The following is a 21163-nucleotide window of genomic DNA, read 5'->3' as shown; positions in this document are numbered from 1 at the left end:
GCGATCTCGGCTCTCCGGTGGCCGTGAAAAGTGCCTGGTCACGACCACCGGAGAGCGAAACGGCGATCACCAGCCGGCGAGCGGCACCTCCGGGCGGCGCCGGGGTGGTCAGGTGGTCGCCGGCACGGCCTCCAGGGCGGCCGTCCTGGCCCAGGTGTAGTCGGCCTTGCCGGTGGCGTGGCGGCCGATCGTCCCGCACAGCAGCACCGCGCGCGGCGCCTTGAACCGGGCGACGGTCCGGCTGGCGTACTCGCGTACCTCGCTGGGAGACAGCGAGGCCCCTGGCCGGGGCTGGACGAGGGCGACGACCTCCTCGCCGAACCGCTCGCTGGGCCGGCCGACGACGAGGGCGTCGAGGATGTCCGGGTGGCGCCGCAGCGCCTCCTCGACCTCCTCGACGAACACCTTCTCCCCGCCGGTGTTGACGACCATCGCGTCGCGGCCGAGCATGACGATCTTCCCGGAGCCGTCCGGGTCATAGCGGGCCCGGTCGCCGGGGACGGTGATCCGCCGGCCGTCGACGATCGGGAACGTCTGCTCGGTCCGTTCCGAGTCGTTCAGGTAGCCGAGTGGCACCCGTCCGACACGGGCGGTCCAGCCGATCTCGTCCTCGTCGGTGCGCAGGAACCGCGACCGGTCGGCGGACAGCACGGCGCCGCCCGGCCCGAGGGTGAACTGGCGGGTCTGCGCGTTCTTCGTCGAGGCGCCGAACGCCATCCCGCCGGTCTCGGACGCGCCGTAGCCGTCGACGATCGTCAGGTGGGGCAGCAGCTCCAGCAGCGCCTGCTTGAGCGCCGCGCTGGTCGTCGCCCCGCCCGTGCTCAGGCTGGTCAGCGCGGAGAGCTCGTAGGTGCTGGCCCGCAGCTTCTCGACGAGCGGGCGGGCGTAGGCGTCGCCGACGATCGTCATCATCGTGACCCGCTCACGCGCGGCGACGGCGAGGACCGCGCCGGGGTCGAACGGCGTGCTGTCGTCGTGCAGGACCAGCGTGACACCGAGGGCGAGGCCGGCGAAAGCCGTCCACTGCGCGGCGCTGTGCATGAGCGGTGGCACGGCGAACCAGGCACCGCCGCGTGACCTCGCCCCAGCGGGACCGCCGGGCACGGCCACGAGCGCGGCGACCCGCTCGGCCGTGGCGCCCTCGAAGCCACCCATCGCGGCGACGTAGACGTCACCCTGGCGCCACAGCACCCCCTTGGGCTTGCCGGTGGTGCCGCCGGTGCAGACCAGGTAGAGGTCGTCGGGCGAGGGTGCCGGCAGGGCATCGGCCTCGGCGTCGCTCACCGCCGCGAGCGCCTGCTCGTACGGGGTGGAGGCGGGCAGTGGCGCGACTCCCGAGCCGTCGTCGACGTCGAGCAGCAGCCGGCCGCCGAGCGGGGTGGCGGCGGCGAGCAGCGGGCCCAGCCGGCGGTGGTAGACGACCGCCTCGGCGCCGACGGCCGCCAGCAGGGCGCCGATCTCGTGGGAGTTGTAGTGGTGGTTGACGTTGAACGGTACGGCCCGCGCCCGGTAGGCGCCGATCATCGCCTCGACGTACTCGGGGCAGTTGGACAGCAGGACCGCGACCGGGCTCTGGCCGCACTCCCAGCGCTCCAGACCGGCCCGCTCGCGGCGGGCGCCCAGCCCTGCGCGGGCGAGGAAGGCGCCGAGGCGACGGGTGCGGCCGCGCACCTCGGCGTAGGTGCGCCGGACGTCCCCCCAGACCAGCATCTCCCGGTCGGGCGCCGCCGCCGTGATCACGTCCAGCAGCGCGGGGAGTGACCAGTCCGCCGGCGGGGCCGGCTCGTCGGGCGTCGTCCGGGTCTGGCCGGGCGCGGTCACGCCGCGGCTCCGGCTAAGTGGCGCGGGCCGGGGACAAGCTCGTGCTGGGGGCTGCCGGCGTCGAGGGGCGCTGGGTCGGCCATGGTCACCTCCGTGCTGGTGGCCGCCGGCGGGGCAGCCAGGCTGCTGGGGTTCCGGACGCTGACGTCGAGGATGCGTTGACGTTCAAGGGCGGGCTGAGATTCAGGGCGCTGAGATTCAGGGCGCGCTGCCGCCCGGGGCCGCCGGCGCGGCTCAGGACGCCCGGGGCATGCCGAGGATGCGCTCCGCGACGAGGTTGCGCTGGATCTGCGAGGTCCCGGCCGCGCCGCGGCCGCCCTGCTCGACGCTGAGGTGCGGGGCCGTCCAGCCGGCCGCCGGCCTCGGGCCGGCCCCCGGTCACTGGCATTTCCAGACCGGCTGGCGCTTCTGCAGGAAGGCCGCCGGGCCCTCCTTGGCGTCGTCGGTGCGCACGACCCGCTCGCGGAACGTCTCCGCCATCACCTCGGCGTCGTGCGTCGGCAGGTCCAGCCCGCGGCGGATCGCCAGCCGGGTGCCGCGCACCGCCAGCGGGGCGTTGCGGTTGACGGTGGCCGCGATCTCGTAGGCCCGCTCCAACAGCCGGTCGTGCTCGACGACCTCGGAGACGAGCCCCAGCTCGTAGGCGCGCTGCGCGGGCATCCGCTCGTGGCGGCCCATCAGCGCCATCCGCAGCGCGACGGTGGTCGGCAGCGCCCGGGCCAGCCGGACGGTCTCGCGGCCCGCGACCAGCCCGATGCTCACGTGCGGGTCGAAGAACTCGGCCCGGTCGGAGGCGATCACGATGTCGCCGGTGGTGACGAGATCCAGGCCGGCGCCGCAGCACAACCCGTTGACGGCGGTCAGGATCGGCTTCGTCATCGACCGGAACGGCGGGGTGCCCTCCTGTGGCGCCTCCCACTGCGGGAACGTCGACAGGTAGGGCTCGTCGTAGATCACCCGGCCGTCGGCGGGGATCTCGCCGACGTCGGCGCCCGTGCAGAACGCCCGGCCGTTGCCGGTCACCAGCAGCAGCCAGACGTCGTCGTCGGCCTCAGCGTCGGCGTACGCCTGGCGCAGCTCGCGGATCATGGCCGGGCTCAGCGCGTTGAGCCGGTCCGGCCGGTCGAAGGTGATCGTCGCGACGCGGTCGGCGACCTCGTACTGGATCGTCTCGAATCCCATACCGGGAACCTCCCGCTGTGAAGGGGTGGGGCTTCGCGGGCCGCGCCGCCGCTGGGCGCGGCGCCGGGCGCGGTCAGGCCTTCCCGGCTGCCGGGGCCGACCGGGTCACGCCGAGCAGGTCGGCGAGGTTCGTCCAGCTTCTTGCGGCCGTTCAGCTCGACGAACCGGAACAGGTCACGGTGGGCCGCCGGCAGGTGCCGGGTCAGCGCGTCCTCGGTCTCGTACAGGTGGTTGTCCACGTCGAACACAGGGAAGCTGGGCGCCGGTAAGCCGGCTCCCGGGGAGCCCACGTCAATGGTCATGATCGGCCGCACCTCCGCCGTCAGCAGCCCACGGCCCGCCCGCGGGCGCCATCCAGTCGGTCCGCAATATATCTAGATTTATCGCGGACCTGCTACGGGTTGCGCCGAAGGCGCCGGGGGTGCCGCTCAGTAGTGCTGCATGAGGTCGATCACGGTCTTCGCCCGCTGCGCGACCAGGACCCGCCCGACGACCTTCATGTGCTCGGCCCAGTGGGCCTCGGCGGCCGCGGCGTCGCCGGCCTCGACGAGGACGGCCAGCCGGGCCTGCGAGCGCAGGCCGCGGGCGCGGGTCGCGGCGGCGTCCTTGCCGTCGTCCGGCTGGCTGGCGGCGGCGACGGCGCGCGCGACGATCTCGCTCAGCATCTCGGCGACGATGCTCAGGGTCTGGTTCCCGGCAAGCTCGACGAGCTGGGCGTGGAAGGCGGAGTTGGCCCGGCCGAAGGCGTCCGGGTCGTCGATGACCTCGAGCTGCTCGGCGGTGAGCCGCCGCAGCTCAGCCGCCGCCGACCGGCGGGACCGGGACTGGGCGAGCAGCCGGGCGGCGACAGGCTCGATCAGGCCGCGGGCGTCGTAGACGTCGGCGAGCGGCACGTTGCGCGCCTGCAGCAGCAGCGCCGCGGTGCGCGCGGTCATTCGGCCGTTGGGCTGGTGGGCGACGATGCCGCCGAGCACGCCGCGCCTCACGGTGATCAGGCCTTCGGCCTCCAGGATGCGCAGCGCCTCGCGCAGCGACGGGCGGGAGACGCCGAAGCGCTCGACGAGGTCGGGCTCGTGCCCGAGGGACTCGCCGTCGGCCAGCTCGCCGGTGACGATGAGCCGCCGGAGCTCATCGGCGATCTGCTGCGGCTTCTCGCGAAGCCCGGGGCGCTCGCTGCCGCGGGCTCCCTGGCGCTCGGCCACCATGCTCGACCCTTTCTCCATCGGCTGCTTCTCCGTCGGCCGCTCCCGGCCGGCACCGGAAGCAGGACGATCGCCTCAGGGTACCGGCCGGTGCCAGCCGCCTCGGCGCCCGCGGCCGGACCTGCCGACAGTCGGTGGCTCTACGTGACTGAAGAAGATATATCTATGAATAGAGGTGACTATGAGTGGAGGTCGGTCGATGAAGATGACCGCGGCGGTGCTGCGCCAGGCTGACGGGCCGTACGTGCTGGAGGAGGTCGAGCTCGACCCGCCGGGGGCGGGCGAGCTGCTGGTCCGCGTGGTCGGGGCGGGCCTCTGCCACACGGACGTCGTGCCGCGCGGAACCGCGTCGTTCTCGCCACCCCCGATCATCACCGGGCACGAGGGCGCCGGGGTGGTCGAGGCTGTCGGCGCCGGCGTGGACCGGGTGGCGGTCGGCGACCACGTCGTGCTGTCGTTCGACACCTGCGGCGACTGCGCGAAATGCCGCGGCGGCCGACCGCCCTACTGCGACCAGTTCCTGCTCCGCAACCTGCTGGGGCGCCGGGTCGACGGCAGCACGGGGGTCCGGGACGCGGCCGGTGGTGAGATCGCCTCCCGCTGGTTCGGCCAGTCCTCGTTCGCGACCTACTGCGTCGCGGCGGAACGCAACGTCGTGGTGGTCGACAAGGCCCTGCCGCTGGAGAAGCTGGGGCCGCTCGGCTGCGGCATCCTGACCGGCGCGGGCTCGGTGCTGGTCCAGCTGGCCGTGCCGGCCGGCGCGAGCCTCGTGGTGTTCGGCGCGGGGGCGGTGGGGCTGTCCGCCATCATGGCGGCCAAGGCCGTCGGCGCGGCCACGATCATCGCGGTCGACCTGCACGCCCACCGGCTGGAGCTGGCCACCGAGCTCGGCGCCACCCACGTGCTCGACGGGGCCGCGGCCGACCTCGTCCAGCAGGTCCAGGCGCTGACCGGCGGCGGCGCCGAGTTCGGCTTCGACACCACCGGCAACGTCGCCGTCATCGGCAACGCGATCGGAGCGCTGCGCCAGGGCGGCCACTGCGGCCTGGTCGGCATCCAGACCGAGCCGATCACCCTCGACCCGGTCGCGCTGATCGGCAAGACCGTGTCGGGCATCCTGGAGGGCGGCGCCGACCCGAGGGTCGTCATCCCCATGCTGATCGACTGGTGGCGGGCCGGCGAGTTCCCGTTCGACCGGCTGATCGAGACCTTCCCGCTCGACGAGATCAACGCCGCCGAGGAGGCGTCGCTGTCAGGCAAGGTCGTCAAGCCCGTACTGCTCCCGCCCGCGCCGCCGGCCTAGGCCGAGGGCCCGTCGGCCAAGCGGGCCCGGCCCCGGCGCCGAGGCGCGGTCCGCCAGGCCCGCCAGGCCCTCAGCCGTGCGTGGTGAACAGGGCGTGGACCGCGCCGAGGTCGGGCTTGCCGGACGGGGTCCGCGGCAGCGCGTCGAGGATGCGCAGCTCGTCGGGCAGCTCGTAGCGGGCGAGCACGGTCGCTGCCTGGGCGAGCAGCTCGTCCGCGCTGACCGCACCCGCCCCGGGGCGCAGCTCGACCGCGGCGACCGGGACGGCACCGAGCCGGGGGTCGGGCCGGGCGACCACGGCGGCGCCGCGCACCCGGGGGTCGCGTTCGAGCGCCGCCCGGACGTCGCCCGGGTGCACCTTGAAGCCGCCGCGGATGATGGCCTGGTCGGCGCGCCCGAGAATCCACAGGAAGCCGTCGGCGTCGAGGCGGGCGAGGTCGGTGGTCCGGACCCACCCGGCGCCGTCGCCGAGCTGGTGCGCCTGGATCTCCAGCAGGCCGGGGGAGCCGGGCCCGAGCTCGGCCCCGGTGTCGGCGTCGACGACGCGCAGCCGGCAGCCCGCGTGCGCCCGCCCGACGCTGCCGCGCTTGGTCGCCCAGTACCGCTCGTGGTCGGCGAGGTTCCAGCCGGCGACCCCGCCGCCGAACTCGGTCGCGGCATAGGAGGTCAGCACCGGTATGCCGTACCGCTCCTGGAAGGCGTCGGCGTCCTCGGGCGCCAGCGGCGCGGTGCCGGAGATGACCGAGCGGACCGAGGCGAGGTCGGCGCGGTCGAGGCCTGCGTCGAGGACCATCCGCAGCGCGGCCGGCACCAGGCTGACGGTCGCCGGCCGGTGGCGGCGGACCGCGTCCAGCCACTCGTCGACGCGGAACCGTTCGAGCAGGCAGAACGCCCGGCCGTCGTTGACGCACTGCAGCACCCGGAACAGGCCGCCGAGATGCACCAGCGGCGCGTTGACGATGACGGCCCCGGTGCGCAGCCGGACCCGGGTGTCGGTGCCGCGCTCGTAGTGCTTGGCGCCGGCGAGCACGCGGGCGAACGTCTCGTAGCTCAGCGGCACTCGCTTGGGCGGCCCGGTCGTGCCGCTGGTGAGCATCTCGACGGCGACGCCGGGGCGCAGGTCCGCCTCAGCCGTCGCCGCGGGCCCGCCGGTGACGCTGACGGTGCCGAGGGCGCCGCTGGCGAACCAGCGCACCCGAGGGGCGAAGGTCTCAAGGTCCTCGGGTGCGCCCGCGACGGTCGCGACGGCGAGGCCGTCGAGGTCGGCGCGGACCCGGTCGACGCCGCGTCCCGGGCTGGCCGCGACGACGCAGGCCCCGGCCCGCAGCAGGCCGAGCAGCAGGCCGAGCTGGGCGGGCCGGTTGCGCAGCAGCAGCGCGACGCGCTCGCCGGCCGCCACGTGCGGCTCGACCGCGTCCGCGGTGGCGGCCAGCTCGCCCCAGCTGTGCCAGTGACGCTCGAACTCGACCGCGGGAGCCGCCGGGTCCAGTGCGAACACCTGGCCGAGGCGGCCGCTGAGCGCGGGATTCGGGTCGCCCATCAGCGGGACCCCGCTCCGGTCGCCGCGGCGGTACGACTGACGAGACCCGTCACGTTCTGCTCCTTGAGACGATCGATGCAGACGCCGGCGCCGGCCGCACTCACGATCATGGCGCCGCGATCTCGGCCGCCAGGGACTCGGCGAGCCGGGCGGCGTGCCACGACGTGGTGCCGAACTGGTGCTCCAGCACCCAGGCCCGCTTGAGGAAGTAGTGGGGAAGCATCTCCCAGGTGAAGCCCATCCCGCCGAGGATCTGCACGGCGGCCCGGCCCCCGGCGAGGCCGGCCTCGCCAGCCAGCAGCTTGGCCGTGCTGGCGGCCTGGGCGGCCTCGTCCACCGCGGCGCTCTCGGGTGACGCGTCCCCGGGGACGCATCCCCGGGTGACGCGTCCCCGGTCCCGGCGCCGGCGCCGAACGCGCCCACGGCGTCGCGGACCGCCAGCTGGCCCTCGTCGAAGCTGAACCGCATCGGAACGCCGCCACCCACCGTCGACTCGACCGAAACATCTAGAGGTAACAGCGTATCGACGGCCGTTCGGCGGGCGCAACGGACCGGCTGCCGCCACGGCGGCGCCGCCGGCCGTCCCACCGTCGTCGCCGCGTTCGCCGACGGCCAGCTGGACCCGTCGCCGCTGCTGGCCCGCCGGGTCCGCCTCGACCACGTGAACGAGGCGTACGACGACCTGGCCCACGCCAACGCGGGCGCGAAGATCCTGGTCGAGCCCGCCGGGAACCCCTAGGACTCACCGGCTGGCGAGGACCAGCCGAGGTGACGGCCGGGCCAGGTGGAAGCCCTGCGCGTACCGGATGCCGACCCTGGAGACGCGGTCGAGCTGTGCCGCGGTCTCGATCCCCTCGGCGATGACCAACGCCCCGATCTCCCGGCTCAGCGTGACCACCGCGCGGGCCAGCACCTCGTACGCGGGGTCGACGTCGATCCTGGAGATCAGCGCCCGGTCGATCTTGACGTAGTCCGGCCGCAGCTCCAGCATCCGCTGCAGGCCGCAGTAGCCGGCGCCGAAGTCGTCCAGGGCGATCCGGATGCCCTGGCCGCGCAGCTCCTCCCGGATCGTGCGGACCGTGGCGTAGTCGTCGATGCGGGCGTGCTCGGTCACCTCGACGGCCAGGTGCCCGGCGGGGACGGCCGCGAACAGGTCGGCCAGGCCGCGCGAGGTGATCACGGACGGGGAGGCGTTGACCGACAGCACCGCCGGCGCCGGCAGGTCGGGCAGCACGCGCAGGGCGTTGCGGACGGCGGCCGTCTCCAGCTCGCGGCCGAGGCCGACCGACTCGGCGTCGAGGAACCATTGCTCGGGACCGCCGGAGCCGGCCGGGAAGCGGGAGAGCGCCTCGACGACCGCGACGGAGCCGTCGATGACGTCGTAGACCGGCTGGTAGACGATGTCCGGGCCGCCGTCGTCTATCAGCGTCTGGACCCGCAGCCACACCTGGTCCCGGGTCTGGGCGGTCGCGGGGCTTGGCCACAGGCAGTCGGCGAGGACACCGGCGAGCAGGGCGAGAAGATGCGCGTCACGGTCACGCGGGACGGGCAGGTGCGACCGGCTGGCGCAGCCGAGGATCCCGTAGACCGAGCCGTTGCACAGCACCACCGGGGCGCCGGCATACGCACGCGCGCCGTTGCGGCTGGCCAGCTCCCGCACGTCCGGCCAGGCGCACCGGTCGGCCATCGCGACGACGAAGGGCTCGCGGTGGTGCATCGCGTTCCCGGCGGTCGTCCCGGGTGAGCAGTCGGCGAACCCGGGGATGATTCCGGGCGGCGGGCCTGGGGCGTCGACGAGGTCGGTGACGAGGCCGTGGTCCTGGGTCCGCCGGTCCAGCCAGGAGACCTCCATGCCGAGCCGGTGGCGCGCCACGGAAAGCAGGGCCAGCACGCTCTGCTCCGTGCCCGAGCCTTCGGTGGGCCGCGGCGAGATATCAGAATCCATCGTCCTCATGCCCATTTCTTCCCGAGCGGCCCGTCGGGCCGAGGCGGCCTTTTCCTGAATGTCCTCGATATCGTGTTGTCCCGAATGCGACGGGAGCTGTTGTTGATTTCCTCGGAGGTTGACGGCCAATCGGCGGCCAGCCGGCCCGCGTCACCGTTATGCCCGCCCGCTGGCCCCGCTCACTCAAACGTTCAGTTGGCCCCGGGACGCTCGCCGGCTTTGTCGGGCTCATCCGGGTCGTCGCCCGGATTCTCGGGCTCGTCGCCGGCCGGCCGGGCCGCGGCGTCGATCGGCCGGACGGACCCGTCCGCGCCGCCGAGGGCGACGCGGACCCGGCCGTGCCGCTTGGCGTCGTACATCGCCAGGTCGGCGGCCCGGACCGTCCGCAGCGGGCCGGGGTAGGCGGTGGAGACCGCCGCCCCGACCGTCAGCGTGCCCGCCTGGGCCCGCAGCGGCCGGTCCAGCGCGGCGACGATCCGACCGGCCGAGCCGAGCCAGCCGGTCCCGGAGGCCGCCACCATGGCGCGCCTGCCGGCGCCCGACTCGGTGGCGACGATAGCGGGCGTGCTGATCGGCTCCCTGCTCTACCGCGTCCTGAGCCGGCAGGCACCGCCAACCGCCGACGACGCCGACCTGGTCGTGCGTCTCGTGCTCGCCGGCACGGGTGGCGGGCCGGGGTCAGCAGTCGTTGGCCTGGAGCTCCAGGTTGACCGGGTCGGTGGCTGTCTGGGTGGTGCCGGGGGCGGGGGACTGGCGGACGACGACGCCGAGGTCCGTTGAGCCCAGGCACTCGTAGACGTACGGGATGTTGCTGAGGCCGCGGGCCTTGAGGGCGGCGGCCGCGCCGTCGAGCGTCAGGCCGCGGACGTCGGGCACCGTCCCGCAGTTGTTCGCCTCCAGGTAGAGGTGGACGGGGTCGGTGCGCGCCGCGCGGGCGCCGGACGCCGGATCCTGGCGGACGACGGTGCCGGCGGGGCTGTCCGAGTAGCAGCCGTACAGGTAGGGAATGTTGTCGAACCCGGCCTGTTTCAGGGTGGCCGCCGCCTGGTCGAGGGCCAGCTTGCGCACGTCGGGCACGGTGGCGCGGCTGTCGTCGGCCGGCTGGACCTGGCCGGGCGCTGAGGCGCCGGCGGCCGGCGCGTCGTTGGGCCGGTCGGTGGGACTGGCGGCGACCGAGGCGCTCGGCCCAACGGCTGGCACCGCGGCGCCAGCCGAGGCCGCCGTCGGCGGGCTCGTCGTGGCGGCGCGCGTGGCGGCAAGGGGAGTGGTGCCGCCCGAGCCGTGGCGGCTGCCGACGGCCGCCGCGAGGGCCCACGAACCGGCGGTGAGCAGGACGGCCGCCGCGACGACCGCGACCGCGGTCAGCCGGGCGGGGCGCTTCGGGCCGGGTCGCCGCGCGGCCGCGGGGCCGGCCTCGGCGTCGAGGGCCGCGGGTGCCATCGACGCGAACTCGGTCCGCGACGTGACCTCGCCGAGCGGCGGCGGGAACCCGTCGGGCCGGGGCGAGAGGATCGTCTCGTCGTGCTGGGGTGTCAGGCCGGGGGTGTCCTGCACCGCCGTGTCGCGCCGCGGGGCGGATCTCGCGGCCGGGTCGGCCGCGGAGGCGGCGCGGCCGGGGCTGGGGGTCGCGGTGAGCGCGGTCGTGAGCTCGGCGCGGGCGTCGCCGGCCGTCGCCGGGCGGTCGGCCGGCGACTTGGCGAGCAGCCGCGCGAGCGTCGGCCACAGCGTCCCGGGCAGGCCGTCGAGCGGCTCGGGCGCCTGCTCCAGGTGTGCCCGCAGGATCGCGACCGGGTGGTCGGCGTCGAAAGGCGCCCGGCCGCTGAGCAGCTCGTAGAGGACGATGCCGAGGCTGTACAGGTCGGCGGCGGGGGTGGCCCGCGTCTGCCCGGACAGCTCCGGGGCCATGTACCGCGGGGTACCGATCAGGCCGGTGCGCCGGGTGATCGCGGCGCCGTAGGTGAGCCTGGCGATCCCGAAGTCGGTGAGCATCGCCTGGGGGCGGCCCGGGTCGGTCGTGTCGACGAGGATGTTCTCCGGCTTGACGTCCCGGTGGACCACGCCCTGGCCGTGCACGACGGTGAGCGCGTCCAGCACCTGGTCGGTCAGCGTGACCGCGGCCACCGGGTCGAGCGGCCCGGACGCGCGCAGGTAGCGGCGCAGGTCGGTGCCCTCGACCAGGTCCATGACGATCGCCAGGGTGCCACCCTCGGCGACCAGGTCGCGGACCCTGACGAGGTGCGGGTGCTCGAAGCCGAGCAGCACCCGGCGTTCGCGCAGGAACCGGTCGACGACGTCGGCGTCCTCGGTGAGCTCCGCGCGTAAGATCTTGACGGCGACCGGGCTGCCGTCCGCCTCACGGCTGCCACGCCAGACCTCGCCACTGGCGCCCCGGCCCAACGGCGTGTGCAGGACGTACTGGGAACCAAGCCGGCGCACAGGCGACACCCCCGCTGTCTCTGGTGGCCGGGGACAGTCTACGAGGGGTGGCGCAGGCCGGGGCAGGTGGTGTCAAGCCGGCTCCTACAGGCCCGGCTCCCACAGGCCCGGCTCCCACAGGCCCGGCCGTGAGTATCGACGGGACGGTCCGGCGCGCAGGGGCTGGCGCCGCGAGCTGGCAGCGTCGCGGCGGCGCGCGGCCGCGGCGGCCCGGTCGTTCTGTCTCCCAGGCCCGGGCCTGGGCCGACCGCCCGGCGCCGCGCCCGTCTGGGGCTGGGTGCCAGCGAGCACGCGTGGCCGTCAGGAGCTCCAGCGTCTGCGGCGGCCCGATCAGGCTGCCCTGCCCGAAGCCGCAGCCGGCCGCGCGCAGGGCGTCCAGCTGCGAGGACATCTCGATGCCGCCGGCGCCCACCTTCAGCCCGGTCGCGATGGCGAAGTCGATGACGGCGGCGCGGGCACACGGCAGGCTGGGCCAGTGCGCCCGCCGCGGGGCCACCAGGTCGGCGGACAGGATCGCGTCCAGTTTCAGGAGGCGGACCGGCAGCTGGTAGAGCGCGGCGAGCGACGTGTCGGCGACGCCGACCTCGTCCAGCGCGACGTCGACGCCGGCGTCGGCGAGCTGGCGCAGCGTCGTCCCGGCGGCGGCCAGGTCCGGGATGTGGGCGGTGCCTGCGACCTCCAGGACCAGCGCGGCGGCGTCCAGGCCGTGGCGGCGCAGCGCGCGCTCGACGTGATCCGCGAGCTCCCGGTTGCCCACCCGGCTCGGGGACACGTTGACGTGCATCCGGACCGGGGCCCCCAGGCGGTCGCGGACCGCGGGCAGATCTCGGCAGGCCCGTTCGAGCAGATGGGTGTTCAGCTCGTCGATGGAGCCGTCCCGCTCGGCGGCAGTGAGCAGCTCGTGGGCCGGCATGGGGTACCCGGAGGGCCGCACCCTGCACAGCAGCGCCTCGACCCCGAAGTCCTGGCCGTCGCAGAGGCTGCTGATCGGCTGGTAGCAGACGGCGAGCTCACCGGCCGTGGCATCGGTGGCCAGCCTGAGCGTGAGCGACGGCCCGCTCGTGGCCACGGTCCTGCCGCCACGCGACAGGACGAGACCGCCATGGTGGCCGTGCTTCGCGGTGTACATCGCGGTGTCCGCGCGGTGGAGCAGCTGCTCGGCGTCGTCCACTGGCTCCTGGCTGTCGGCGACCGCGAGGCCGATGCTGATCCGCAAAAGGCGCCGGTTCCCGCGGACGGTGAACGGCTGGCGCATGGCGGCGAGGATCCGCTGTCCGGTGCGCTCGCCGGCGATCCGCGGTTCGCCCGCGCCGGCCAGGTCGGTGAGCAGGACGGCGAACTCGTCGCCGCCGAGCCGGGCCGCGAGGTCCTTGTCCCGGACCGCGCCGTGCAGCCGGCCGGCGACGGCCCGCAGCAGGTCGTCGCCGGCGGCGTGCCCCAGGGTGTCGTTGATGTTCTTGAAGCCGTCGAGGTCGCAGAACAGCACGGTCACCGCCCGCCGGTCGGCGCGGTGGGCCTCGACGGCGCGCTCGAGCTCGCCGGTGAACAGCGCGCGGTTCGGCAGGCTGGTGAGCTGGTCATGGAACGCCTGGTAGCGCAGCCGCTCGTGCGCCGTCTGCAGGGTGGCAAGCAGCCGGACGTTCTCGGCCATCGTGACAAGCTGGCGGAGCGTGACCAGCGTCGCCAGCAGCAGGGCCAGGTAGAGGGAGGCGCCGCCGAGCGCCGTTCCGCTGACCGCCAGCCCGACGATGAGCAGCGCGGCGGCGCCGAGCGGGAGGTACGGCACGTAGACATGGGCCCAGGGCCAGGCCAGGCCTCGCCGCAACGGCGTCGTCGCGGTGCTCTCCTCGTCACCGGCCCGTCCGCGGCGCTCCGGAACGACGACCGCCAGCGCGACCAGGGGCAGTCCGACGGCCACGCCGATCCAGTAGGGTGCCGTCCGCGCGAGGCTCTCCGTACTGCCGAGGGTCAGGGCGACCACGGCGGTGTCCGGGGCGACCAGCACGGCGAGCCCCGCGATGAGCAGTGCCATCGACCGCCCGTTGCGCGGCCGGCGGAAGGCCGCCAGCAGCAGCGCCAGCACCACGATGAGCATTCCCCACAGTGGGAGGGCCATGGCGAGGAAGAACGCCATCCCGCCGACGTCGCTGGCGACGATCCTGCTGAGCGTGGTGGTCCAGATGATCAACAGCGTGGAGACCACGACCACCAGGCCGTCCAGCGCGACGAGAGCGTTCGAGTACCGCGGCCGGCTGCCGGGATCGCGGGCCAGGCCCCGCTTGTCGCGGTCCGGCTCCATCGGGATCAGCAGCAGCGCGACGGAGAGGATAAGGAAGGGCACCAGATAGAGGATGTCGGCCGGGCCTAGCGCGACCCGCCGGAGATGGTGTACCGAATAGTGGCCGATCCAGTCGGCGGCTGCGCCGAGCTGGCACACCAGCGTCACCCAGGTCAGCAGCCGCCAGCGCTGATCGGCGCCCCTGGTGCGGACCACGCCCACGCCGGCGATCACCGCCGCGGCGAGGCTGGACGCCGCCACCGAGACCGCCTGGGCGATCAGCCGCTGCTGTCCGTCCAACAGCAGCGGCACGAAGGCCAGCACGATCAGCGCCGCGACGCCGGCCGCCACCATTCGGAATGCACCCTCCGAAATCGGGCGAACCTCCTGCGTGTCCAGACTCCCGGGGTCGACGTTGCTGGATCGCATGGGCGGCCCCCCCTCCGGGCCAGTATTGCCGGCGGCGTGACAGGTCACACGCCACCGGCGCCTGGCGCCCGCCCGGGCTACCCGGCCGTGACCCCGCTGCTGGCCCGCCGCTGGCTGGGCAGCCCCGCGTCGGTCCCAGGCCCCGCCGGCTCTTGGGCGGTGCCGTCGGCCTGGGCGGCGCGCCCGTGCGGCCCGGCGGCCCCGGACGGCTGGTCGACCCCCGCGGTGGCGGGTCCCGTCACGCCGACCAGACGCTTGCCCTCGACGTCGATGTCCGGCAGCAGCCGGTCCAGCCAGCGTGGCAGCCACCAGGCGCGCCGGCCGAGCAGCGCCATCACGGCCGGCACGAGGGTCATCCGGACCACGAAGGCGTCGACGAGCACACCGAAGGCGAGCGCGAAGCCGATGGACTGGATGATCGCCTCGCTGGACAGGATGAAGCCGGCGAACACGCTGATCATGATGATCGCGGCCGCCGTCACGACCCGGGCGCCGTGCCGGAAGCCCAGGGTCACCGCGTCGTCCGGGCCTCGCCCGTGCATGTACTCCTCACGCATCCTGGTGACCAGGAAGACCTCGTAGTCCATGGCGAGACCGAACAGGACGCCGACGAGGAAGATCGGCAGCATGCTCACGATCGGGCCGGTGGAGCTGACCCCGAACAGGTCCTTCAGCCAGCCCCACTGGAAGACGGCGACGACGGCGCCAAACGTCGCGACCACGCTCAGCAGGAACCCGAGGGTCGCCTTGAGCGGTACCAGGACGCTGCGAAAGACCAGCAGGAGCAGCACGAAGGCGAGGCCGACGACCACCGTGAGGTAGGGGATGAGCGCGGCCGAGAGCTTCTCGGAGATGTCGATGTTGACCGCGGTCGCTCCCGTCACCATGGTGATGGCCCCGGTGGTGGCCGCGAGCGTGCCGGCCTGCGCCCGGATGTTGTGCACCAGGTGCTCGGTCGCGGCCTCGCTGGGACCGCTGCCGGGGGTGACGGAGAACGTCGCCGTGTCCCGCGCCGCGTCGAAGCTCGCGGGCCCGACCGACGTGACGTCCGGCAGCGCTCGGATGGTCGCGGCCACCTGGGCCACGGCCGCGGTGCGGTCGCCGGCGTGGGTCAGGTCGACGACGAGCAGCAGCGGCCCGTTGAACCCGGCGCCGAAACCGGAGCTGAGCTGGTCGTAGGCGACCCGCTGGGTGCTGGCCGGCGCCGCCGTGCTGTCGTCGGGCAGGCCGAGGCGCAGGCTGGTGACCGGGGCCGCGACGAGCCCGAGCGCGAGTACCGCGGTCGCGACCACCCAGCCACGGTGCCGTACCGCGAGCCGGGCCCACCTCTCGCCCATCGTCGGCCGGTTTCCGTCGGTCTCCGGGTCCCGGGACCGCAGGCCGGCGAAACGGCGGGACAGGTGGCGCCCGCGCCGCCGGGTGCCCTTCGTCGTGTCGTTCGCCGGCTGTGCGGGCGCGAGCCGCCGGCCCGCGAACCCGAAGACGGCCGGCAGCAGGGTCAGCGCGATCGCGACGGCGACGGCGACGGTCGCCGCGGCGGCGAGCCCCATCTCGGTGAGGAAGGGAATGCCCGCCACCGTGAGCGCGGCCAGCGCGATGACGACGGTGAGGCCGGCGAAGACCACGGCCGACCCGGCGGTGCCGGCCGCGCGCCCGGCGGCCTGCTCACCGTCCTGACCCGCCGCGAGCTCGTCGCGGAACCGCGAGGTGATGAACAGGGCGTAGTCGATGCCGACGGCCAGGCCGATCATCAGGGCGAGCGTCGACGTGCTGGCGCTCAGGTGCAGGAACCCGGTGGCGATCGCGATCCCGCAGACGCCGATCGCCACGCCCAGCAGTGCGGTCAGCAGTGGCAGGCCGGCGGCGACGAACGACCCGAACGTGACCAGCAGGACGACCGCGGCGACGGCGATGCCGATCACCTCGGTCGCGCTCTGGGCCGCCGAGCCCTGCGTGGCCGTGCCGCCGAACTCGACGCCGACGCCGGCTGCCCGCACCGGGCCGGCCGCCGCGAACAGCGCGTTGCGGGCGGCGTCGGTGACGTCGCGCTGCTGGACGGTGTAGCTCACTCTCGCGTAGGCGGTCCGGCCGTCGGGGGACACGGCCGCCCACTTCCCGCCGACGGCCGTGAACGGGTCGGTGACCCGGCCGACCTGCGGCGCGTGGGACAGCTCTTGGACCGCGTGCTCGATCGCCCGCTGCCGGGTGGGCTCGGCCAGCGTGCCGGTCGAGCCAGCCGGGACGGTGAAGACGACCCGGGCCGCGGCGGTGTCCGCGCCGGCGCCGGGCATCCGCTCGTTGAGCAGGTCGATGGCCTTCTGGGACTCGGTCCCCGGGATGGACAGCGCGTCCGAGGTGGGCCCGGACAGCGTCGCGGCGCCGACCCCCGCGAGGGCGAGAAGCAGGACCCACAGCGCGACCACCAGGCGCCGGCGCCGGTACGCCGCTCGCCCTAGCCGGTACAGGTAGGTGGCCAACGGATGTCTCCTCGGGTCGGCGGCGAACAGCCGGTGGGTAGTAGTCCTTCGTCCCGCCCAACGCTAGCCGATCGACTAGGAGTTGACCAGCCGACCGGCTAGGATCTGCCTTGTCGTTCGGCTAACACTCGGAGGCGGGATCAAATGCCCGGTCCGCGGCGTTCCGCGCTCGCCTGAGGCCGGTGGCCCTCGTCACGTAGGCTGCCGTGACCGGTGACACGACAGCGGAGGCGCGCATCGGTCCGGCCTTCCGCCATGGCCCGCCAGCCGATCCGCGGTGGTGAGCGAGGGGGAACGCGATGACCACGCAGCTGGACGCCACGACGCACCGCGCCGGCGCCGGCCGCGAGAAGGTGGTGGCCGCGGCCCTCGACCTGTTCGCGGAACGCGGCGTCAGCGGCACCTCGCTCCAGATGATCGCGGATCGCCTGGGTGTCACGAAGGCCGCCGTGTACTACCACTTCAAGGCCAAGCGGGACATCGTCCTCGCCGTCGTGCGGCCCGCGCTCGCGGAGCTCGCGACGGTCGTCGAGGACGCCGAGCGGGAGCGGTCCCAGGCCGTGCGGACCGAGTTGCTGCTCGTCGGCCTCGTCGACCTGCTGATCCGCAACCGGCGGCTCTACGCGATCCTCGAGGGCGACCTCGCCGTGGCGCAGATCCTCGCTACCGACCCCTTGCTCGCCCCGCTGGGCGAGCGGCTCGTCGAAGCGCTCGTCGGCCCGGGCCCCGATCCCGGCCAGGTCGTGGCCGCCAACCTGTTCCTCGCCGGCCTCAAGAGCGTCGGCTCGGGCGGGGCGGCGGGCATCGCCGACGCCGAGCTGCGCACCTACATCCTCGACTGTGCGCACCGGCTGCTGCGCCGCCGCCGCCAGCCCACTGGCCGTCCTGCGCGGTCCTGAGCGCCTGCGCGGTCCCGGCGCTGCCGCTGTGAGGCGGTTCGTCGCGAGTGGGCGGCCGTGGTGCGGGCCGGCCGGCCAGGGCCGGCCCGCCAACGGCTAGAACCACTGCTGGATGTTTCGCAGCCAGCTCATCGGGTTCCAGAACGAGGTAGCCGGGTCCCCCTGGCCGGAGAGCCAGCCTGGCAGGCCTGACCAGGGCAGGGCCTGGCCGGTCGGGTCGCTCTGGTCGGTCGGGCCGCCGGCCATGCTGGAGGTGGGCGCCTCCGGGTCGGTCTGGTCCGTGGACGAGTCGCTGGAGTTCGACGACGGGACGCTCGTGTCTGTCTGATCCGTCGACGTGCCCGTCGAGCCCGTGTCCGTCGGGTCAGTGCCGGTTGAGTCGGTCTCGGTCGAGCCGGTGTTCGTCGGGTCAGTCGCCGGTGTGCCGGTGCCGGTCTGGCTGGTGGGCCAGCCGGTGCCGTAGGGCCACTGTGTCGAGGCCGGATCCATCGCGGTCGGGTCGGTGGGCCAGCCTGTGTTGTACGGCCACGAGGTGGATGCCGGGTCCGTGCCGGTCTGGCCGGTGGGCCAGTTGCTGTACGGCCAGGTCGTGGTCGACGGGTCCGTGCCGGTCTGGGCGGTGGGCCAGCTGGTGTACGGCCAGGTCGTGGATGACGGGTCCGTGGCGGTCTGGCTGCTCGGCCAGCTCGAGGCGTACGGCCACGTCGACGACGGGTCCGTGCCGGTCACGCCGCTGGGCCAGGCCGTGCTGTACGGCCAGGCCGTGGACGAGGTGTCCAGCCCGGTCTGACCGATGGGCCAGCCGGTGTCATACGGCCATCCCAGCGACGACGCTCCCGCGCCGGGCACGGTCCTGGGCCAGCTGTCCAGCCCTACCGGCGATCCGGCGGCGAGCGCGGGCGTCGCGAGCGGGATGATCGTCCCGCAGGCCAGAAGTACTCCGCCAACGGCGGTCGCAAATCTTGCCGGTCGCATTCCCTCCACACCCCTTCGAATTGCGTAGAAACATTGATGGTGTCCGCCACGGCGAGCTCCGGCGGTCGATATTCGCGCCGAGCCTCACATGGGCGGGCGATCGACTGTCGCAGCGACACAGCCGAAACAGGTCCCGGTGAATCGTGTTGCCGGCCCAGGCCGCTCGGCCGATAGTTCCGCCGCGGCCGGCGGTCCGATGTCCGCGGCCTGTCCGCGGTCATGCGGGATGCTCGCGTGATGGCGCCGCGCCGTGGTGCCTGGGAATGGTGAATGCCATCGCGCATTGCGGCACAGCGCCATCGAGTCCTACGCGGTGGTCGCGAGATCGCCTGGTACAGCCACCACGAGGCAGGACTCGATGGGAGATGGCGGAGGTGCCCGGCGTGGTGCCCCTGGCCTTGGAGGTGACGCGCTTGGCCGCGGCGGGGGCGAGCCGTCAGACCAGCGGGGAACCGGTCTGTGCGGACCGGCTTCCCGGCCCCGCTGCCGCCGTCCTGGCGAGCAGCCGTCCTGGCCGCTGAAGGCGATCGTTCGCGGCCGATGGGGATCCCGGCCGGGTTCGCGCCGGTCTGGCGACCCTTGCCCCAGGGCTGTTCGGCCGGGGTGGCTGGAACGGTACTGTTCGGTCGCATGGTGGACGATCGGGAGATTCTCGACTGGCGAACCTTCGGCGACGCCTCGCGGCAGCTGGCCCGGACGGTGGCCGCCGACGGGTACCGGCCGGACCTGATCCTGGCGATCGCGCGGGGTGGCCTGTTCGTGGCCGGCGCGCTCGGCTACGCACTGGCGGTGAAGAACCTGCACGTGATGAACGTCGAGTTCTACAACGGAGTAGGTGCGACCCTGGATATGCCGGTGATGCTGCCACCGGTGCCCAGCACGGTGGACTTCTCGGCGAAGAAGGTGCTGATCGCCGACGACGTCGCGGACACCGGCAAGACCATCGAGCTTGTACAGGACTTCATCCAGGACCAGGTGGCCGAGGTGCGTACGGCGGTCATCTACGAGAAGCCGCGTTCCCTGGTGAAGTGCCAGTACGTGTGGCGGCGGACCGACCGGTGGATCAACTTTCCGTGGAGCACCGAGCCGCCGGTCGTCGACCTGTGAGCCGGCCTCGGCCCCGGCCTGTGCCCGCTTGACCGGGTGAACCCAACGGTGCTGTTCATGTGCCAGCATCCTGCTGGGCGGCCGCACAGTGTCGGCGGCTTGCTGTCGCCTGACTGAGCGTCTGGGCGGCATAGCTGCCAGGCGGCTTAGGTGCGACAACTGAGGCGTGGGGCTGCCGCGGCGCCGGTGAACTGATGTGCCGAGTGGCTAGCTTGCTGATTGACTAACACGCCAACACGCCAGGCAACTGGCGGGCCGGGCAACGAATGCGCTGGATAGCCGAGCCGGATAGCATGTAGAGGTAGCGAGCAGCTAAGACCGTGGTACCCAGAGCGTGAAGTAACCGAGACATACAGTGACTGGCGCGTGTCGCGCCCGAGGACGCGGGCCCACCCGGACGCGCGTTTTCGCCGGCCTGCGGTCGTCCCGACATATCGCGCCTTTCTGCGTCCAATCTTTTGGCGCAGAGCAGCCAGGCAGAACAATATATCCGGCCGGTCGTCCGGGTGCTTTGGAGTGCCGTCCCGCCGGGGCTCCGAACATTCGGCATGGTTTGGGATCTGCGGCGCCCGCGAGCCTGGTCTGGGCTCGCCGAGCGACGAGGTGGGGCCGGGGCTGCGCCGATGGGTCCGGCAGTCGTCCGCGCGGCCGCCAGAGGGCACTTCTGGCACGGTCGGCCGCGCGCGGTGAAGCCCTTTGCTGGCCCGCGCCGACCCGCGCCGCGCCGGTACCGGCCGTCATCCCCGCCGACCGCCCGCTCCGCCCTTCGCCGTACTCCGAAGCAATGCACTTCTGGGCAACGCGGAACCTCGCACCAGCCCGCCGCGTCCAGCCCGCGGCGGGCGAGCCTGGGCCCGCGCGCCTGATGACCTGAGGGAGGTACCAGCTGAGCCCGCCAGACCAGCTGTTCGCCGTCGTCGCCCTCGCCGAGGACGATCAACCCGAGGCCGCGAGGGTGATCGTCGCGTTCGAGTCCGCCGAGGCCGCCGCCGCCTTTGTGTACCGACATGAGCTCGGCCGCCACGTCATCAGCCCGATCGTCTTCGACACCGGCTGCCCGGCCGACCCCGCCAGCCGTACCCCGCTTGCCGGCGCCGGGCTGGCCGCCGGTGCGGGCCCGGCCTGGGGCGGGCGCCGTCCCGTCGCCGTGCCCGGCCCACCGCGAGTGGGCGAGTGCCCGGTGGCCGGCGGCGCGACCGGGCCCGCCGGGCCGGACCGACGTGGCCGTCCCGTCGCCGCGCCCCCGTCCGGGCCGGCTGGCCCTGCTCAGGGCGACACCCAGCACGCGGACGTCGCGGCCGGCGAACGGGCCAGACTGCTGGCCGAGTACCGGCGCGCGATCATCGCGCTGCTCGCGCTGGAGCCCGTACCCCTCACCGGGCTGCACGGCGGCGGGGTGACGCCGGGGGAGGCCCGGGCCTACGAGCTCGGCCAGCTCCGGCACGCCCAGGCCGTGCTCGCCGAGCTTGCCCGGGCCTGGTCTCCCGTGCCGGATCGAGGTCAGCGCATCGCCCAGTGAACCCCGACGGGAGCGACGGCCGGGTGAGCGCCGGGGTTCCGGCACGGCCT

At 73.9% G+C, this 21163-nt stretch carries 16 protein-coding genes; 5 read left to right on the top strand and 11 right to left on the bottom strand.

Going from position 1 to position 21163, the window contains the following annotated elements:
- Positions 1 to 108 precede the first annotated feature (108 nt).
- The 3 genes from FRADC12_RS03220 to FRADC12_RS03205 all read right to left on the bottom strand — a co-directional run bounded on the left by FRADC12_RS03220 (position 109) and on the right by FRADC12_RS03205 (position 4208).
- Entirely contained in the window at positions 109 to 1821 is a 1713-nt protein-coding gene (locus tag FRADC12_RS03220) for an AMP-binding protein (protein ID WP_045875489.1), read from the bottom strand.
- 378 nt (positions 1822 to 2199) lie between these two features.
- On the bottom strand, positions 2200 to 3003 hold the full coding sequence (locus tag FRADC12_RS03215; protein ID WP_045875488.1) for an enoyl-CoA hydratase/isomerase family protein: 804 nt from the start codon (positions 3001 to 3003) through the stop codon (positions 2200 to 2202).
- Positions 3004 to 3431: 428 nt separating this feature from the next.
- Positions 3432 to 4208 carry a FadR/GntR family transcriptional regulator gene (locus tag FRADC12_RS03205; RefSeq protein ID WP_045875486.1) on the bottom strand — a complete coding sequence of 259 codons (777 nt, stop codon included), beginning with the start codon at positions 4206 to 4208 and terminating at the stop codon, positions 3432 to 3434.
- 178 nt (positions 4209 to 4386) lie between these two features.
- Between FRADC12_RS03205 and FRADC12_RS03200 the strand changes: the two genes are divergently transcribed.
- Positions 4387 to 5508: an NAD(P)-dependent alcohol dehydrogenase gene (locus FRADC12_RS03200; protein ID WP_232303583.1), complete on the top strand. Its 1122-nt coding sequence runs from the start codon at positions 4387 to 4389 to the stop codon at positions 5506 to 5508.
- A gap of 70 nt (positions 5509 to 5578) precedes the next feature.
- On the opposite strand, the gene FRADC12_RS03195 is transcribed toward FRADC12_RS03200, so the two are convergent.
- From FRADC12_RS03195 to FRADC12_RS03165, 7 genes are all read right to left on the bottom strand, one after another.
- Complete coding sequence (locus FRADC12_RS03195) at positions 5579 to 7048, bottom strand: class I adenylate-forming enzyme family protein (protein ID WP_045875484.1); 1470 nt, start codon at positions 7046 to 7048, stop codon at positions 5579 to 5581.
- A 106-nt stretch (positions 7049 to 7154) separates the two neighbouring features.
- Positions 7155 to 7385 carry an acyl-CoA dehydrogenase family protein gene (locus tag FRADC12_RS32755; protein WP_045875483.1) on the bottom strand — a complete coding sequence of 77 codons (231 nt, stop codon included), beginning with the start codon at positions 7383 to 7385 and terminating at the stop codon, positions 7155 to 7157.
- A gap of 405 nt (positions 7386 to 7790) precedes the next feature.
- Entirely contained in the window at positions 7791 to 9002 is a 1212-nt protein-coding gene (locus tag FRADC12_RS03185; protein ID WP_198152761.1) for an EAL domain-containing protein, read from the bottom strand.
- A gap of 182 nt (positions 9003 to 9184) precedes the next feature.
- Complete coding sequence (locus FRADC12_RS32750; protein ID WP_084010419.1) at positions 9185 to 9511, bottom strand: GGDEF domain-containing protein; 327 nt, start codon at positions 9509 to 9511, stop codon at positions 9185 to 9187.
- A 160-nt stretch (positions 9512 to 9671) separates the two neighbouring features.
- Positions 9672 to 11429: a serine/threonine-protein kinase gene (locus FRADC12_RS03175; RefSeq protein ID WP_045875481.1), complete on the bottom strand. Its 1758-nt coding sequence runs from the start codon at positions 11427 to 11429 to the stop codon at positions 9672 to 9674.
- On the bottom strand, positions 11347 to 14061 hold the full coding sequence (locus FRADC12_RS03170; protein ID WP_045875480.1) for a putative bifunctional diguanylate cyclase/phosphodiesterase: 2715 nt from the start codon (positions 14059 to 14061) through the stop codon (positions 11347 to 11349). The genes FRADC12_RS03175 and FRADC12_RS03170 overlap by 83 nt, the downstream gene beginning before the upstream one ends.
- A 152-nt stretch (positions 14062 to 14213) precedes the next feature.
- Entirely contained in the window at positions 14214 to 16613 is a 2400-nt protein-coding gene (locus FRADC12_RS03165) for an MMPL family transporter (protein ID WP_045875479.1), read from the bottom strand.
- 299 nt (positions 16614 to 16912) lie between these two features.
- Here FRADC12_RS03165 and FRADC12_RS03160 point away from each other — a divergent pair, with 299 nt between their 5' ends.
- On the top strand, positions 16913 to 17512 hold the full coding sequence (locus FRADC12_RS03160) for a TetR/AcrR family transcriptional regulator (RefSeq protein WP_045875478.1): 600 nt from the start codon (positions 16913 to 16915) through the stop codon (positions 17510 to 17512).
- Between the two features lie 96 nt (positions 17513 to 17608).
- Here the strand turns inward: FRADC12_RS03160 and FRADC12_RS03155 are convergent, their stop codons facing one another.
- The gene (locus FRADC12_RS03155; RefSeq protein WP_045875477.1) at positions 17609 to 18001 is read right to left on the bottom strand and encodes a hypothetical protein; all 393 of its coding nucleotides are present in this window, start codon (positions 17999 to 18001) and stop codon (positions 17609 to 17611) included.
- Between the two features lie 58 nt (positions 18002 to 18059).
- Here FRADC12_RS03155 and FRADC12_RS03150 point away from each other — a divergent pair, with 58 nt between their 5' ends.
- The 3 genes from FRADC12_RS03150 (at position 18060) to FRADC12_RS03140 (ending at position 21113) form a co-directional block, all read left to right on the top strand.
- Positions 18060 to 18302 (top strand): hypothetical protein, encoded by a 243-nt coding sequence (locus FRADC12_RS03150; protein WP_198152760.1) that lies wholly within the window; start codon positions 18060 to 18062, stop codon positions 18300 to 18302.
- Positions 18303 to 19117: 815 nt separating this feature from the next.
- A complete protein-coding gene (locus tag FRADC12_RS03145) occupies positions 19118 to 19594 on the top strand; it encodes a phosphoribosyltransferase (protein WP_045879024.1) in 477 nt (158 codons plus the stop codon).
- A gap of 955 nt (positions 19595 to 20549) precedes the next feature.
- On the top strand, positions 20550 to 21113 hold the full coding sequence (locus FRADC12_RS03140; protein WP_045875475.1) for a hypothetical protein: 564 nt from the start codon (positions 20550 to 20552) through the stop codon (positions 21111 to 21113).
- Positions 21114 to 21163: the final 50 nt, after the last annotated feature.

Source organism: Pseudofrankia sp. DC12, assembly GCF_000966285.1.
Lineage (GTDB): Bacteria > Actinomycetota > Actinomycetes > Frankiales > Frankiaceae > Pseudofrankia.
This window is presented reverse-complemented; position numbering and strand designations above follow the sequence as displayed.

Coding starts and splice junctions, on each gene's coding strand:
- FRADC12_RS03215 (WP_045875488.1), bottom strand. CDS start 3,003: ATGGGATTCGAGACGATCCAGTACGAGGTCGCCGACCGCGTCGCGACG.
- FRADC12_RS03205 (WP_045875486.1), bottom strand. CDS start 4,208: ATGGTGGCCGAGCGCCAGGGAGCCCGCGGCAGCGAGCGCCCCGGGCTT.
- FRADC12_RS03200 (WP_232303583.1), top strand. CDS start 4,387: ATGAGTGGAGGTCGGTCGATGAAGATGACCGCGGCGGTGCTGCGCCAG.
- FRADC12_RS03195 (WP_045875484.1), bottom strand. CDS start 7,048: ATGGGCGACCCGAATCCCGCGCTCAGCGGCCGCCTCGGCCAGGTGTTC.
- FRADC12_RS03185 (WP_198152761.1), bottom strand. CDS start 9,002: ATGAGGACGATGGATTCTGATATCTCGCCGCGGCCCACCGAAGGCTCG.
- FRADC12_RS03170 (WP_045875480.1), bottom strand. CDS start 14,061: ATGGTGGCGGCCGGCGTCGCGGCGCTGATCGTGCTGGCCTTCGTGCCG.
- FRADC12_RS03160 (WP_045875478.1), top strand. CDS start 16,913: ATGACCACGCAGCTGGACGCCACGACGCACCGCGCCGGCGCCGGCCGC.
- FRADC12_RS03155 (WP_045875477.1), bottom strand. CDS start 18,001: ATGGATCCGGCCTCGACACAGTGGCCCTACGGCACCGGCTGGCCCACC.
- FRADC12_RS03145 (WP_045879024.1), top strand. CDS start 19,118: ATGGTGGACGATCGGGAGATTCTCGACTGGCGAACCTTCGGCGACGCC.